We start from the raw sequence: 15,708 nt of genomic DNA, 5'->3' as shown, positions 1-15,708 counted from the left end.
GAGCGAGCCTCTTCCCCCAATGCCGGTGCGATCAAGCCTGGTCGAGCCAGATCTTGCCGTAGTCGCGCTCGAAGGTCGGGTGCATCTTGTAGTTCTGCACCGCCTTGACCGAGTGGCTGTAGAGCTTGCGCCAGTACGGCTGGATCATGATGCCGGAATCCTGCAGGATCTGCTCGATTTCCTTCATCATCTCCTTGCGCTTGGCGGCGTCGGCAACGGCGAGCGCCGCATTGAGCTTGGCATCCCAGTCCGGATTCGACCAGCCGGCCTCGTTCCAGGCCTCGCCGGTGCGATAGGCGATGGCCAGAACCTGGACGCCGAGCGGGCGCATGTTCCAGTTGGTCATCGACAGCGGATACTTCGTCCAGTCGTTCCAGAACGTCGAACCCGGCAGAACGGTGCGCTTCACCTTGATGCCGGCGTCGCGCAGCTGGGCGGCGATCGCATCGCCGGTGTTCTTGTGCCAGTCCTCATCGACGGTGATCAGCTCGTGTTCGAAGTCGGCCTGGCCGGCTTCCGCCATCAGCGCCTTCGCCTTGGCCGGATCACGGGCAACCTTGGGCAGCTCGTAATATTCCGGATGGATCGAGCAGACATGGTGGTTTTCGGCGACCGAACCGGCATTGCCGTAGCCGAGCTGCAAGACGACATTGTTGTCGACCGCAAGCTGCAGCGCGTTGCGCACCTTCTGGTCGCCATAGGGCTTGTTGTTGACGTTGGTGCGGCAGACGATGGTCGACGCGGTGACGATCTCCGACTTCACCAGGTCCATGCCGTCGAGGATCGACACATAGTCGGCCGAAGTCTCGAAATTGGTGTGCACTTCGCCGGCTTCGAAAGCGCTGACCATGGCTGCCGGATCGGTGCCGTAGTCGATGAATTCCAGGCCATCGAGGAACACTTCGCCATCCCACCACTTGTCGTCGGTGCGGCGCTTGTAGACCACCTTCTGACCGACATCGTAGGAGACGAGTTCGAACGGACCGGTGCCGATCGGGCAGGCCTTGAAGTCGCCGCCCTTCTCGTCGAAGGTCTTGTGGACGATGAGGCCGGGATAGTCGCACATGTTCGGAATCAGCGCGATGTCCGGCTTGGTGAGCTTCAGCACGACCGTGTGGTCGTCCGGCATGGTCACGGCGCTTTCGTCGAGCTTGTCGTCCTTGACCAGCGAGCCAAGACGGCCTGGCATGGAATTGCCTTCGGCTTTCTTGTCGGCCCAACGCTTCAGGTTGAAGACGACGTCGGCGGCGGTGAAGGCATCGCCATTCGACCAGGTGACGCCCTTGCGCACATGCAGCGTGTACTGCGTGGCATCGTCGTTGACGTCCCAGCTTTCCAGCAGATAGGGGCGGAACGTGTATTCGGACGTGTACTTGACCAACGGCTCGAGCGCCTGGCGCTCGGCATTGGCGATTTCCGACCAGTCGGCCTTGCGCGGGTCCTTGGGATCCTTGATCCACTGGGCGATCTTCAGCGTGCCGCCCTTCTTGCCCTTTACCTCTTCGGCCTTCGCCGGCGTCGGATCGGCGAGCCCGAGCAAGCCGTAAGCCATTGCCGTCGATGCGCCGAAGACGCTGGCCATGGCCAGGAATTCGCGGCGGTCCACCTTGCCTGCCTTGGCTTCTTCGGCCATGGCCAGGATGTGATCCGGAACGCGATCGCCATTACTCTTATAAATTGTCATGACTTAACTCCCATTGTTGGCTTTCCGCCTTTTAACATTCCGCATCCAGGCCATGATGTCAAAGACGGCGTGGATTGAGAACATGTTAGGGAATGTGCAACTTTGAAAGGGGAGCGGTTCGCGTGATAACGACAGTCTTGGCGCAAATTTGCTACTGTCCGATGGATTCTTCTGGAATCTCGATAGTCGATTAAACTGAGACATTTACTCCAGCCCGAACAGCGCCAGAATCGATCCATCATGAGGCCAAAAGCCCTGCCGAATTATCAGTATTCCTTCTCGTAGAAGATGCCGCCCTTGGCTTCGCCGGCATCGTTGGCCTCGCCGCGCAGCTTGACGCCGCGCCCGACATTGAGGTCGATCGTAGCCTTGCCCGAGCCCGGCTTGTCGCCCTTCTGGATCGTGACATAGGTGCGGTCGTTGAGGTATTTGCCCGCCGAAACCGCCGTGCCGCCCTGGTCGTCGGTGGTGACGTCGAGATCGTCGACGCCAATGGCGCTGCGCAGGTTTTCCAGAAGCGACGTCGAGCCGCCGACGCCGGCCAGTTGCCCGGCGGCCTCGGCTAACTGGGCGATCTGCAGCGGCGACAGGTTCGACATCGAGCGGCCGAAGATCAATTGCGCCAGCACCTCGTCCTCGGGCAGCGCCGGCACCGAGGAGAAGGTGAACTTCGGATTGGTCGCTTCGCCCGACACCACGATGGTGACGGTGGCGCTGGTCGTCGTCGTGGTCGCCGTCAAATTGAGATAGGGCACCAGCGAGCCGGAAAACCCGACCGTGCCTTCGGTGAAGGTCAGCCGCTTGCCGAGGATCGACAGCCGTCCGCGCTGCAAGGTGAAGGTGCCGACCGCTTGCGGCGACGAGGCCGGGCCGGTCAGCCTGAGCGAGCCGCCAAGTTCGGCATCGACGCCCCTGCCCTGGATGAAGATCTGGTTCGGGGCGTTGACCGTGACATCGAGCGCAAGGCCGCTACCGCCGCCCTTGCCGCTGGTCGTCGGCGGCCGCAGCGCCGTGTCCTGTGCCTTGACCGCAGCTGGCGCGTTCTTGTGCTTGACGTCGAGCGCCGCCAGCGAGCCCGGCAATTTGTCCGGAACCGTGATCACCGTCTTGGCGAGATTCACGGTGCCGGCAATGACCGGTGCGGAGGTCAGCGGTCCCTTGATCGTCAGGTCGCCCCCGAGATTGGCGGTCACCACCCTTCCGTCCGTATAGCGGCCGTCGACCAGCTTGATCGACAAATCGGCCGGAAAACCCTGCGCCGGGTTGATGCCGACCGTGCCGCTGGCCGACAGGCTGCCGCGCGTCGACAGCGTTCCGGTCAGCCGGTTGATCCTGGCGACGCCGCCGGCAATCGTGACATCGGCGGCGAGATCGTTGACGGCGAGGCCGGAGCGCGCATCGACAAGGCGCGCACCGGAGGTGCTGACGCTGCCGCCGATGACGGGCGATGTCGCGGGACCGCGCACCTGCACGTTGACATTGGCCGTGCCCGTCAGCGACATGCCTTGCGCGGCGAGCTTCTGGCTCAGCAGGCCGAACGGCACGGCGCCATTGAAGTCGAGCACCAGCGCCGGCGTGCCGGCCGTCGTCACGGTGCCGCCGCCCTTGAGGCCAAGGCCGGCGCCATCGCTGACATTGGCGGTGAAGGCCAGCTTGTTGGCGGCAAAGGTGCCGGACGAGGAAACACTCACCGCCCCGACACCAGCGCCTCGGGTCTGCGATGTTTGCACGCCGGCCGCATCGATATTGAAGGCGACCGCAGGGCTGGCCGGCGCACCCGTCACCTTCACCGTGCCCGAAATCGAGCCGGCGGCGTCGAGGCCGGCCGAGAAACTGTTCGCAAGCGACATCGGCACCCGCGCCAGCGTCGCGTTGATGTCGAGCGCCGTGCCGACCTTGCCGGTTACCGTCGCCGTACCACCGCCAAGGTTGAGCACCAGCCTGTCCAGCGTCGTCGTGCCATTGGCGATGCTGACGGTCGAGGCTTGGGCAATGGCCGCCTTGATGCCCTGGACGGTCGCCTGGCCGGAGGCAAGCTCGATGGTCGTCGTGCCGTTGGCCACTTTCACGCGGCCAGCAGCCTGTGCCGGAATGCCCTTGACTGTGGCGCCGCCGGAAAAACCGGTCCAGTCGCCGTCGCGCTTCAAATCGACATCGATGCCGCTGATCACGGTGCCGCCCGACGTGACGGTGTCGGCGCGGATCTTTCCGGAGATCACGGGCGCCGCCAGATAGTTGGCGACCAGCGCATCGATCGAGACGGCTTTCGCCTGCAGGTCGCCGCGCGTAATCGACGCTGTCGCCGCCTTGATGGCGACCTGGGGTGCTGCGCCATTCTTCGAGAAGGCAATCGTGCCGCGTACGTCGCCTTCGGCCTTTTCCAGCGCCAGTGCCGCCAGCGGTCCGATATCAGGCAGGTCGAGCGCGATGGTGCCGACCGGCACGAACTTCTCGTCCAGTGCCAGATCGCCTGAAATCCTGTTCTTGCCGAGCGACAGCAGCAGCCCGTTGATGGCGCTCTTGCCGTCAGCCGTCGCCAGCACCGCGCTGCCTTGCAGCGCCTGGCCGGCGACATTGCCGGTCAGTTGCACGTTGGCTGCCGGATTGGCGGCATCGGCCTTGCCGGTGGCGGTCAGCTTCAACCCGGTGATCTCTCGCGCCGCCACCAGCAGCCTGTCGCTGTCGACCGTCAGTGACAGGTCCGGCGCGGTGGCCGGCCCCTGTGCCTTCAACGCAAAGGCGATGGCGCCCTTGGCATCCTTCGACAGCAGAGAGATGTCGCTCAGCGCGCCCTTGATGTCGGCGGCCACCTTGTTGTCGGCAAGGCTGGCTTGCCCGTCGGCAGTCAGCGCACCCGAGGTCAACTTCAATCCGCCTATGTTGATGCTGCCCTTGGGATCGCGCTTCAGCGTGGCGCTGATCTCAGCGCGTTCGCCAAGCATGCCGCGCGCCGCCGCCGGCAAGGCCGACGATGGGGCATCCGCCTTCAGATTGAGGTCGATGGCACCGTCTCGCAGCGATACCTGGCCGGCGACCTGGCTGTTCAACGCATCGCTCTTGAGCGAGCCGCTGTCGATGGCAAACAGGTCGGCCGTCAGGCGGCCGCTGACGGCTGCCGTGACCTTGCCGGCGATCAGCGGCGCGATCACCGGATTGTCGAGACCGACCTCGTCCACCGACACTGTGCCGGAAACCGGCCCTGCACGGTTCTTGAGATCGAACGCATCCGAGTGCAACGCCAGGGCAAGCCCCTCCACCCTCGCCGGACTGGTGACGATCGAGGGCAGGATCGCGGAGATATCCAGGCGGGCCCGCGTGCTCTCGCCCGCCACCTTTGCCGACAGCGACTGGATCTCGATCTTGACCGGACTCTCGGCGCTGCCGACAGTCAGGGGCAGGCTGGGGCCGGATGATATGAGATCCAGCGCAAAATCGCTAGCGCCGTTCGGGTTGAGGGTGCCGGCGGCCTTGCCGGAAATCTTGTCGCCGGTCAGCGTCGCCTGATCGAGCATCACGCCGCCGGCCAAGGTGTAGCTGCCGGCCGCATCGACGGCGAGCAGCCCGAGCCCGGCCTGCCGGGTCTGGCTGGTTTCGATTCCGGTCAGTTGCGCATTGAAGCGGACATCGGGAGCGGCTGGCGGTCCGGTCACACCAGCCGTGCCGCTGAGCGTGCCCACAGCATCGAGGCCGGGCGAAAATTCATTGGCGAGCGCCGCGGGCAGTGCCGAAAATTGCGCCGCGAGGTCGAGCGTCTGACCGGCAGTGCCCGACAGCGTCACCGAACCGCCGCCGACATCGAGAGCCAGTTTCTCGATGCTGGTCGTGCCGTTGGCGATGCTCATTGTCGACGCCTGAGCGATTGCCGCCTTGATGCCGCGAACAGTGGCTTCGCCCGAGGCAATCTCGACGCTGGTCGTGCCGTCGGCGATCTTCACCCGGCCGGCAGCGGTTGCCGGAATGCCCGCTATGGTGGCGCCGCCGGTGAAATTGGTCCAGTCGCCATCGCGCTTCAGGTCGACGCCGATATCGCCGATTTCGGAGGTTCCCGAGGTGACGCTGCCGGCCTTGATCGAACCGGCGATCGCAGGCGCCTTGAGATAATTGGCGATCAGCGCATTGACAGTGATGGCCTTGGCCGTCACCTCACCGCGCGCGATCGACGTGCTCTTCGCATCGATCGCGACCGAGGGTGCGTCGCCCTCCTTGGCAAAGCGGATGGTGCCGTCGATGTCGCCCGTCACTGCCTGGCCGGCAAGTGCGGCCAGCTGGTCGATAGCGGGTGCATCGAGCGTCAGCGTGCCGAGCGGCATGAATTTGTCGTCGAGCGCGAGATCGCCCGAGACCTTGTTGTCGCCCAGCGAGACCAGGAATCCGTTGATCGAACGCTTGCCTTCGCTCGTCACCAGCGCTGCCTTGATGTCGAGCGGCTGGTCGTTGACGGAGCCGGTCAGCGATACGTTGGCGGCGGGACTGGTGATATCGGCCTTGCCGCTTGCCGTCAGCTTGATGCTCTTCACCGTGCGGCCCGATGCCGTCAGGCTGTCGCTGTCGGCGGTAACGGTGAAATCCGGCGCCGTCATGGCGCCACTTGCCGACAGCGCGAAATCGACGCCACCGGCAACCGGCACGCCGACTGTCGGCGACAGCACGGAAACGTCGCCCAATTTGCCCTTGATGTCGGCCTGGATGTCGGTGCCTTGCATGCTGGCCGTGCCGGCGGCGCTGAGCGTGCCGGACGTGAACTCGATCGAGTTGGCGGCGAAAGACCCTTGCGGGTCGCGGGCCGCGCTCGCCGAGAATTTCACCCTAGCGCCGAGCACCGAGGCGATCTGCGGCGGAAAGGCCGTCGCCACGGCATCCGCGTTCATCTTGAGCTGCATCGACAGGTCGGCAAGCGCCACCGTCGCGGTCAGCGAAGCGTTGAGCGCGTCGGAACGCAGCGTGCCCTGGTCGATGGCAATGGCGTCCTTGCTGACCGACCCGGCCAGGTCGACATCGATCTTGCCGGTGATCAGCGGCGCCAGCGTCGCCACGTCGGTGTTGAGGCCGCCCGCCTCCAGCTTGACGGTGACCGGCCCGGCGCGGTTCTGGATGTCAAAACCGTCAGAATGGATCTGGGCCGCCAGATCATCCAGCCGCGTGCCGCCGGCGACGATGGAGACGAAGGAGGCGCCGACGTCGATGATCGGCGCCTTGCCGTCGCCGAAGGCGCGGGCGGTGGCATTGCTGATCGCCAGCGTGATCGGCTGCGCCTTGCTGCCGACGCTGATCACCACGGGCGGCCCCTTGGCGGCGAGTTCGACCGAGAGGTCGCTGGCGCCGGCAGGATCGACAATGCCGGTCGCGGTGCCGTGCACCGCATCGCTGTCGATGTTGGCGCGGTCGACACTGACGCCACCGGCCGATGTGGCGGTGCCGGCAATGTCGAAACTGGTCTTGCCGGCAAACAGCGGCTTGAGATTCTCAGGCAGGAAGCGAGCGAAATCGCCATCGCCCTTGGCCTCGATATGATTGCCCTTGTCGGTCAGTTGGTGGCGACCCGTCAGCTGGGTGACGATCTTGCCGTCGACCGAGAACGTGCCGATGCCGTTCCAATTGGCGAGCGGCCCGGTGCCCGAGACATTTATGTCGACCGGCGGCGTGTCGGGCAGCTTGAGCAGGTTGGCGATGATACCGCCTGCCGGCTCCGAGGCCTTGAGGTCGAGATCGAGCCTGTTGTCCGCCGGCGCAAAGTGGATCTTGGCGTCGACATTACCTTGCTTGCCGTCATGGCGGGTGATGTAGAGCACCGTCTCGACCGCCAGTGGCGCGGCATCGGCCTTGACCGATCCCTTGGCCGCAAGCTCTGCGATGCCGCTGCCGGCCAGTTGCTGGCCAAGCGCGATCTCGGGCAGATCGATCTGCTTGATGTCGATGGAAACCGGCAGCGTCGTCGTGCCGCTCGGCGCCGGCTGTTGCGTGCCGGCCACCGGCAGGCGGGCCAGTTCGATGCGCTCGGCAGCGATACGGTCGGCGCTGAAGCTTTTCGACAGCAGCGCCAGCGGCGACCAGTCGACGGCCACCTTGCGCGCCACCAGCCAGGCGCCCTCGCGATCCTCCAGCACGACATGATCGACGCTGAGCGCCCCGGACCAGATGCCGTCTATGCCGCTGACCGTGATCTTGCGGTCGTCGTTCGAGGCCAGCCGCGAAATGATGCCGGCGAGATTGTCGCGGCCGCGCTCGGTCTTGGTCAGCATCACCAGCGCGCCGATCGCTCCCGCAACCACGATCAGCAGCGTGTAGAGAACAATGCGGAGGATGCGCCAGACTGTTTTCATCGCTCAGAATGCCTGTCCGATGCCGGCATAGATGCCGAAATGCGGGTCACCCGGATCGCGGTTGAGCGGCACGGCGGCATCGATGCGCAGTGGCCCGAACGGCGTGACATAGCGCAGGCCGACGCCGGCGCCGACCTTGACATCGGAGAAATCGGGAGCCGATTTGGTCGATACGGTGCCGGCGTCGACGAACGGCACGATGCCGATCGTGTCCGTGATGGCGATGCGCATCTCGACCGAGGTTTCGAAGAATGACAGGCCGCCGATCGGCTGGCCGGTGAAGTCCTTGGGTCCGATGCCCTGATAGGCATAGCCGCGCACCGAACCGCCGCCGCCGGAATAGAAGCGCCGGTCGGCTGGCACATGTTCGAGGCTGGTGCCGACGATCGAACCGATAGCGACACGTTCGGCCAGGACGAACTTCGAAGCCGAATCCAGCGACTGATAGGCCGACCCTTCGCCCCTCAGCTTCAGGAACGCCGCACCGCTCAAAATGTCGTAGCTGGGCTCGGCATAGGCCAGCACCCGGAAGCCGCTTGTCGGGTTCAGCCGGTTGTCCCGGTTGTCGTAGACATATTGCAGCGGAATGCTGGCGATCAGGTATTTGTGTTTGCCGAAAGCGTCGTGGATGCGAGAATAGTCGAGCGCCACTTCCGCCGAAACCGTCTGCTTCTTCGTCAGTTCGTAGGACAGCCCGGTACTGCCCTTGACCGAGAAATGGTCGTAGGCGTCAGGATGTTCGAGCACCGTCTTGACGCTGGCGAAGAACTTCGATGCCGGCCCGATCACGCCCGGCTTTTCGAACATGATGCCGGCATTGTAGTTGAGCTCGCCGAGATCGTTGCTGCCGATGCCGCTGATCTTGCCCTCGATGCGCAGCTTCTCGGCCCGGCCGAACAAATTGCGGTGGCCCCAATAGCCCTCAAGGCCCAGCCCCTCGGTGTTGGAAAAAGTGCCGCCGACGCCGAAATAGCGTGGCTTGCGCTCGCTTACCTGGACGCCGATCGGAATGTTGCGGTCGGCATCGAGCGTGTCGGCTTCCTTGAACGTCACGCTGTTGAAGACCTCGAGCGCCAGCAGCCGGTCGCGCGCGTCGTCGATTTCTTGCGGCGAATATTGCCGGCCGCGCTTGAGGCCGGTCATGTATTCGGTGAAGTCACGGTCGACCTTCTCGGTGCCTTCCACCGTGGTCGGGCCGTAGCCGGCGACCGGTCCGGCGGCGACCGTCAGCGTCACGTCGAGCGTCGAGGTCGCATGGTCGGCGACGATCTGGCGGTTTGTCACCTTGGCCAGCGGTCTGCCTTGCTCCTTCAGCGTCCGCACGATCAGCGCCTCGGCCTTGAGCACCGCGCCGGATCCGGCGTCGCCGCCTGATATCAGGCCATAATCGGCGCTCATCAGTCCTGCCGCATCGCCCTCAAGGTGGATATTGCCCAAGGTGAATTTCGGCCCGGTGGCAATGTCAATGACCACGGGAACCGGCTGCGGCCCCTTGAATTCGGCATCCGGCGGCAAATCGTCGAGCGGCTTGCCGTCTATGGTGACGGTGACGACGCCTTCGTAACGGGCATCGGCATAAAGCGCGGCGACAAGCTGTTCGCGGTCGCTGCGCGCCTTGGCCATCAGCCCGAGCGAGCCTGAAACCGGACGCTCCTCGTCACTCTTCAGCGCCGAGGCATTTTCGAGCTTCTTGACCAGATCCTTGTCGGCGTCGGGGGCATTGATGGTCACGGCGTAGCGCAGGGGATCGACGATATCGGCATCCTCGTCGCTGGACGATCCCCACAGCTTGATGCCGAAAAGCTCGAAAGCGGCCGCCGGGCGCGATTCGGCGACGAGCACGGTCGAGCACATCATGGCCAGCAGCAGGGCGCGCGGAAGCGCACGCCCTGGCGCGCGACCTCCTGACATCTGCTCTTCATGCGCCGGCATTAAGACAACCTAGATTACAAAACTAAAATTGGAATGAAGTTCTGAAGCGCTCGTAAAGGGGCCACAATCCAATTGTCTGAAATAGGGCGGGCTTGGAATTCACACCTTTTGCGTCGCCGCAAGAATGCGTGATCCCCTGTCCTATGGAGGTACTACCGGTCATCGGCCGGAAAGGAAACCGCTGGCAGGCGGAACCCTGCCGCGTCCTTGTGTTGACAAGCCTGACTGAAGCTTGATCATGCCCGGACGTCAGCTGTGTCTGGAGGGGTGTTATGGCAATGCGCGCGGCTCGTGGTCTGTCTATCCTGATTCTTCTGTTTTTCGCCTGGGCCAATGTCCTGGCCTGGAGCAGCGCCGCGCAAGCGGCCGAGGCCCGGCGAATAGCGACAACGGACAATTCCGACTATTTCGGCTTTGATCTCAGGTCCGACCAGAATGTGACAATCGACCAGTGCAAGACGACGTGCCTGGGAGACCCGGCCTGCCGCGCCTTCACCTACAACAAAAAAGCCAAATGGTGCTTCCTCAAATCCGACTACAACCAGCTGAAAACCTTCAACGGCGCGGTCGCGGGCAAGGTCGTCAACATCGATGGCGATCCTGATATCGGCGCGCCGCCGGAACTCGCTTTCTTCCCCAACTGGATGGCCGATCAGGCCCAGCAATACCGCAACAAGCTGCTCGGCCCGGCCTATGACAGACCTACAGAAGGCATGGCTGCCTTGCATAACGCCGCCGAACAGGCCGTGCTGACCGGCGATCACCGCTCCGCCATGCTGAAATACGAGGCCGCGGTCTCGGTGCTGCCCGATGATGGCCAGCTCTGGCTCAACCTGGCGCGTGAAACGCTGGCCGTTCAGCCCGCCGCAAGCACCTCCGAAGCATCCACTTTGCCGGCGAACGGCACGTCGGCCGCTTTCAATGCCTATAAATTGCTGCGCACCGCCAAGACGCGCGCCGAAGTGCTGGCGCTGCTCGGCAACGGGCTCGACAAGCGCGATCTCTACCGGCCGGCGCTGCAGGCCTATGAGGCCAGCCTTGCCCTGAACCCTTCGCCGGCGGTCCAGGCCGACTATGCCGATCTCAAGGCCCGCAAGGGTTTTCGCGTCATCGACCATACCGTCGACGCTGACACCAGCGCGCCGCGCATCTGCGTGCAATTCTCCGAGGATCTGGTCAAGACCGGCGTCGACTACGCGCAGTTCGTCACCGTGGACAATGCACCGCCCAAGGGCGTCGAGGCCAAGGACAAGCAAATCTGCGTCGAAGGACTGGAGCATGGCCAGCACTACGACGTCACCTTCCGCGCCGGCCTGCCGGCGGCAATCGGCGAAGTGACCGCGGCCCCCGTGGTGCTGTCGATCTATGTGCAGGACCGCGCACCGTCCGCCCGCTTCACCGGTGACAGCTTCGTGCTGCCGGCTGGCGCGCGCCGTGGCATTCCGATCGTCACCGTCAACATGAACGCCGCCGAGATGAAGCTCTATCGCATCGGCGATCGTTCGCTCGCCCAGCTTCTGTCGGGCTACCAGTTCCTGCACCAGCTCGACGGCTATGACATCTCCAACATTTCCGAGCAGATGGGCGCGCCGGTCTGGCAAGGCCAGCTCGACATCGCCGATGATCTCAACAAGGAGGTCACCACCTCCTTCCCGGTCGACGAGGCGGTGCCGCAGCGCAAGCCCGGCGTTTACGTGCTGACCGCCCAGGCCGTCAACGACAAGAGCGACGACTACAATTCGATGGCCACGCAATGGTTCGTCGTCTCCGACATCGGCCTGTCGACTTATACCGGCCAGGACGGGCTCAATGTCTTTGCCCGTTCGCTGGGCAGTGCCAAGCCGATAGCAGGCGCCGAACTGACCCTGGTTGCCAGGAACAATGAGGTTCTCGGCACGGCGACATCGGATGCTGACGGCCATGCCGTCTTCAACCCCGGCCTGACGCGCGGCGACGGCGGCATGGTGCCGGCCGTGCTGATGGCCAAGCAGGGCGACAATGATTTCGTCTTCCTCGACATGGGCCGGGCCGGCTTCGATCTGTCCGACCGCGGCGTCACCGGGCGCGCGGCGCCCGGTGCGCTTGACGTCTATGCCTGGACCGAACGCGGTATCTACCGCGCCGGCGAGGATGTTCATGTCGCGGCCCTTGCTCGCGACGGCGCCGCCAAGGCAGTCGAGAACCTGCCGCTGACCTTCATCTTCTCGCGCCCCGACGGTGTCGAAAACCGCCGTATCGTCAGTGACGGCGCATCCGCGGGCGGCCATGCCGTCGACCTGCCGCTCGAACCCAACGCCATGCGCGGTACCTGGTCGGTGTCGATCTACACCGATCCCAAGCAGCCGGCGGTGGCCAGCCACATGTTCCTGGTCGAGGATTTCGTACCGGATCGCATCGAATTCGACATGAAGGCCGACAAGCAGGAAATCGCCCTGGGCGAAACCGCCAATATCGACATTGACGGCCGCTTCCTCTATGGCGCTCCGGCGGCCGGCCTGGCGCTGGAAGGCGAGCTGACGCTGTCGACGTCGCGCGACTGGGACCGCTTCCAGGGCTTTTCCTTCGGTCTCGCCGACGAGCAGTCGGCCGAACCCACGGTCACCCCCCTCGCCGATCTGCCGGTGGTCGGCGATGACGGCAAGGTGACCTTCCCGGTCTCCGTCGACCAACTGCCCTCGACCACCAAGCTGGTCGACGCCAAGGTGACGGTGAGGATGCGCGAATCCGGCGGCCGCGCCATAGAGCGCTCGCTCAACATCGGCATCCGCCCGCAAGGCCATATGATCGGCATCCGTCCGGATTTCGCCGACAATGAAGTGCCGCAGGGTGGCACCGCCAAGTTCAGCCTGATCGCCGTCGATCCCGACGGCAAGCGCGAGGCGCTGAAAGGCGCGCAGTGGACGCTGGTCAAGGTCGAACGCAATTACCAGTGGTACCGCTCCAACAATTCCTGGAACTACGAGCCGGTCAACTTCACCAAGTCGATCGCCAACGGCCAGGTCGACCTCAGCGCCGACGGCGACGCAACGGTCTCCGTGCCGGTCGACTGGGGTCAGTACCGCCTCGAAGTCGAGACATCGGATCCCGAGGGACCGGCGACAAGCTACGAGTTCGATGCCGGCTGGTATGTCTCCTCGACCACCACCGAAACGCCTGACGGCCTCGAAATCGCCCTCGACAAGGACAATTATGCCGCCGGCGAAGTGGCCAGGCTGAAAGTCTCGCCGCACTTTGCCGGCGAACTTCTCATCAACATCGGTTCCGACAAGCTGTTGAAGACCGTCACGGCATCCGTGCCGGCCGGCGGCAGCACGGTCGACATCCCGGTCGGCGACGACTGGGGTGCCGGCGCCTATGTCACGGCAACCCTGTTCCGGCCGGGCGAGGCGCAGGAAACGCGCATGCCGGCGCGCGCCATCGGCGTGAAATGGCTGAAGGTCGATCCGGGCTCGAAGAAGCTGGCCGTCACCTTGACGCCGCCGGACAAGACCATGCCGCGCCAACAGCTGTCGATCCCGGTTTCGGTCGCCGGCGTGCAGCCGGGCAGCAATGCCTATGTCATGGTTGCCGCCGTCGATGTCGGCATCCTCAACCTGACCAACTACAAGGTACCGGACCCGGAGAACTGGTTCTTCGGCCAGCGCATGCTGGGCATGGAAATCCGCGACATATACGGCCGCCTGATCGACGGCTCGCTTGGCAACACCGGCAAGCTCAGGACCGGCGGCGACGGCGCCAACATGCAGGCGCAAGGCAGCCCGCCGACCGAAAAGCTGGTCGCTTTCTTCTCCGGTCCTGTCGAGCTCGACGCCGACGGCAAGGCGCGGATCGACTTCGACATCCCACAGTTCAACGGCACCGTGCGCGTCATGGCCGTCGCCTGGACCAAGGAAGCGGTCGGCCACGCCCAGTCCGACGTGATCGTGCGCGATCCCGTCGTCATCACCGCCGGACTGCCGCGCTTCCTGGCGCCCGGTGACGCCGCCGTCATGCGCATCGATGTCGCCGACACCGATGGTCCGGCCGGCGACTACGCCTTCTCGATCGAAACGACGGGCGACCTGTCGACGGGCGACAAGCCCCTGCCCCAGAAGCTGACGCTCGCCCAGGGCAAGCGCCAGACGCTGACCGTGCCGCTGATCGCACAGACGGCCGGCAATGCCTCGCTTACCATCAAGCTCGCCCATGCCGACGGCACCAAGGTCGAGCAGACGCTCTATGTACCGGTGCGTCCGGCGCAATTGCCGGTCACCACCCGGCTGGTGGTCGACCTCAAGGGCAATGGCGGCGCGCTGCGCGTCGACAAGGAACTGCTGGCGGCAAGCCTGCTTGACGGCGCCTCCGTCAGCGTCGGCGTTTCGCAGGCGGCAGCCTTCGACGTGCCGTCGCTGCTGATGACACTCGACCGCTACCCCTATGGTTGCGCCGAGCAGACCACCAGCCGCGCCATGCCGCTTCTCTACGTCAATGAGTTGGCATCCGGCATCGGCATGGCCAGCGATCCCGATATCCATGGCCGCATCCAGGACGCCATCTACAAGGTTCTGAGCTATCAGGCCTCGGGCGGCAGCTTCGGCCTGTGGGGTCCGGGCTCCGGCGATCTGTGGCTCGATGCCTATGTCACGGACTTCCTGACCAGGGCGCGCGAGCAGAAATACGACGTGCCGAGCCTGGCCATGAACCAGGCGCTGAGCAATCTGCAGAACTCGCTCGGCTACGACCAGAGCGTCCAGGACCGTGGCAGCGAGATCGCCTACGCCCTCTACGTTCTGGCCCGCAACAAGAAGGCCTCGATCGGCGACCTGCGCTACTATGCGGACACCCAGCTCGAAGCTTTCTCAAGCCCGATGGCCGTTGCCCAGCTGGCGGCAAGCCTGGCGCTCTACGGCGATACACCGCGCGCCGAAGCCACCTTCAAGACTGCCTTGCAGTTGGCAAAGTCCACCACCGACTACGACTACTACCGCTCCGACTACGGCTCGCGGCTGCGTGATGGCGCGGCGATGCTGGCGCTGGCGGCGGAATCCAAGCCGGTGCCGACAATCGTGCCGGAACTGATCAAGCTGGTGACCAGGGAACGCGCCGAAGCCCGCTGGACCAGCACCCAGGACGAATCCTGGATGCTGCTTGCGGCCCGCGCGCTGAAGGAAGGCAATGATTCGATCACGCTGGCCGTCAATGGCGCGGCGCATTCCGGCGGCTACTCCAACCAGGTGGAAGGCTCTGACCTGGCCGACAGCCCGCTGACCATCGCCAACACCGGCAAGACCCCGCTGCAGGCAGTCGTTACCACCGTGGCGTCGCCGGTCCAGCCCTTGCCGGCCGGCGGCGACGGCTTCACCATCAGCCGCACCTACTACAAGCTCGACGGCACCGAGGCCAATGTCACCGAGGCGACGCAGAACGAACGCTATGTCGTCGTGCTCAAGGTCAACGAGCAGAACAAATGGCCGTCGCGCCTGCTGGTCACCGACCTGTTGCCGGCCGGCTTCGAGATCGACAATCCCGGCCTGGTCTCCAGCGCCCAGCTGACGAACTTCTCCTGGCTGGCGCAGACCGATGCGGCCCATCTCGAATTCCGCGACGACCGTTTCGTCGCGGCGTTCAACCCGGCCGATGGCGATCATGACCACAATCTGACACTCGCCTATGTCGTGCGCGCGGTGACGCCGGGTACCTATGCGCACCCGGCGGCAACGGTGGAGGACATGTACCGGCCGCAATATTCGGCCCGCACCGCCACCGGCATGATGGAGGTCAAGGCGCCGTAAG

Annotated in this window: 4 protein-coding genes; 1 reads left to right on the top strand and 3 read right to left on the bottom strand. The window is 64.5% G+C overall.

Annotated features, from left to right (window positions below):
• Positions 1-31: 31 nt before the first annotated feature.
• From NKI21_RS15955 to NKI21_RS15945, 3 genes are all read right to left on the bottom strand, one after another.
• Complete coding sequence (locus tag NKI21_RS15955; protein WP_352441159.1) at positions 32-1,684, bottom strand: ABC transporter substrate-binding protein; 1,653 nt, start codon at positions 1,682-1,684, stop codon at positions 32-34.
• 266 nt (positions 1,685-1,950) lie between these two features.
• Positions 1,951-8,004 (bottom strand): translocation/assembly module TamB domain-containing protein, encoded by a 6,054-nt coding sequence (locus NKI21_RS15950; protein ID WP_352441160.1) that lies wholly within the window; start codon positions 8,002-8,004, stop codon positions 1,951-1,953.
• Between the two features lie 3 nt (positions 8,005-8,007).
• The gene (locus NKI21_RS15945; protein ID WP_352776006.1) at positions 8,008-9,936 is read right to left on the bottom strand and encodes an autotransporter assembly complex protein TamA; all 1,929 of its coding nucleotides are present in this window, start codon (positions 9,934-9,936) and stop codon (positions 8,008-8,010) included.
• Positions 9,937-10,208: 272 nt separating this feature from the next.
• Between NKI21_RS15945 and NKI21_RS15940 the strand changes: the two genes are divergently transcribed.
• Positions 10,209-15,707 (top strand): alpha-2-macroglobulin family protein, encoded by a 5,499-nt coding sequence (locus NKI21_RS15940; RefSeq protein ID WP_352441162.1) that lies wholly within the window; start codon positions 10,209-10,211, stop codon positions 15,705-15,707.
• Position 15,708 lies beyond the last annotated feature (1 nt).

It is taken from the genome of Mesorhizobium sp. M0715 (genome assembly GCF_040320355.1).
Classification (GTDB): domain Bacteria; phylum Pseudomonadota; class Alphaproteobacteria; order Rhizobiales; family Rhizobiaceae; genus Mesorhizobium.
Note: the sequence above shows the minus strand (reverse complement) of the source record. Positions and strands in the feature narration are given on the sequence as shown.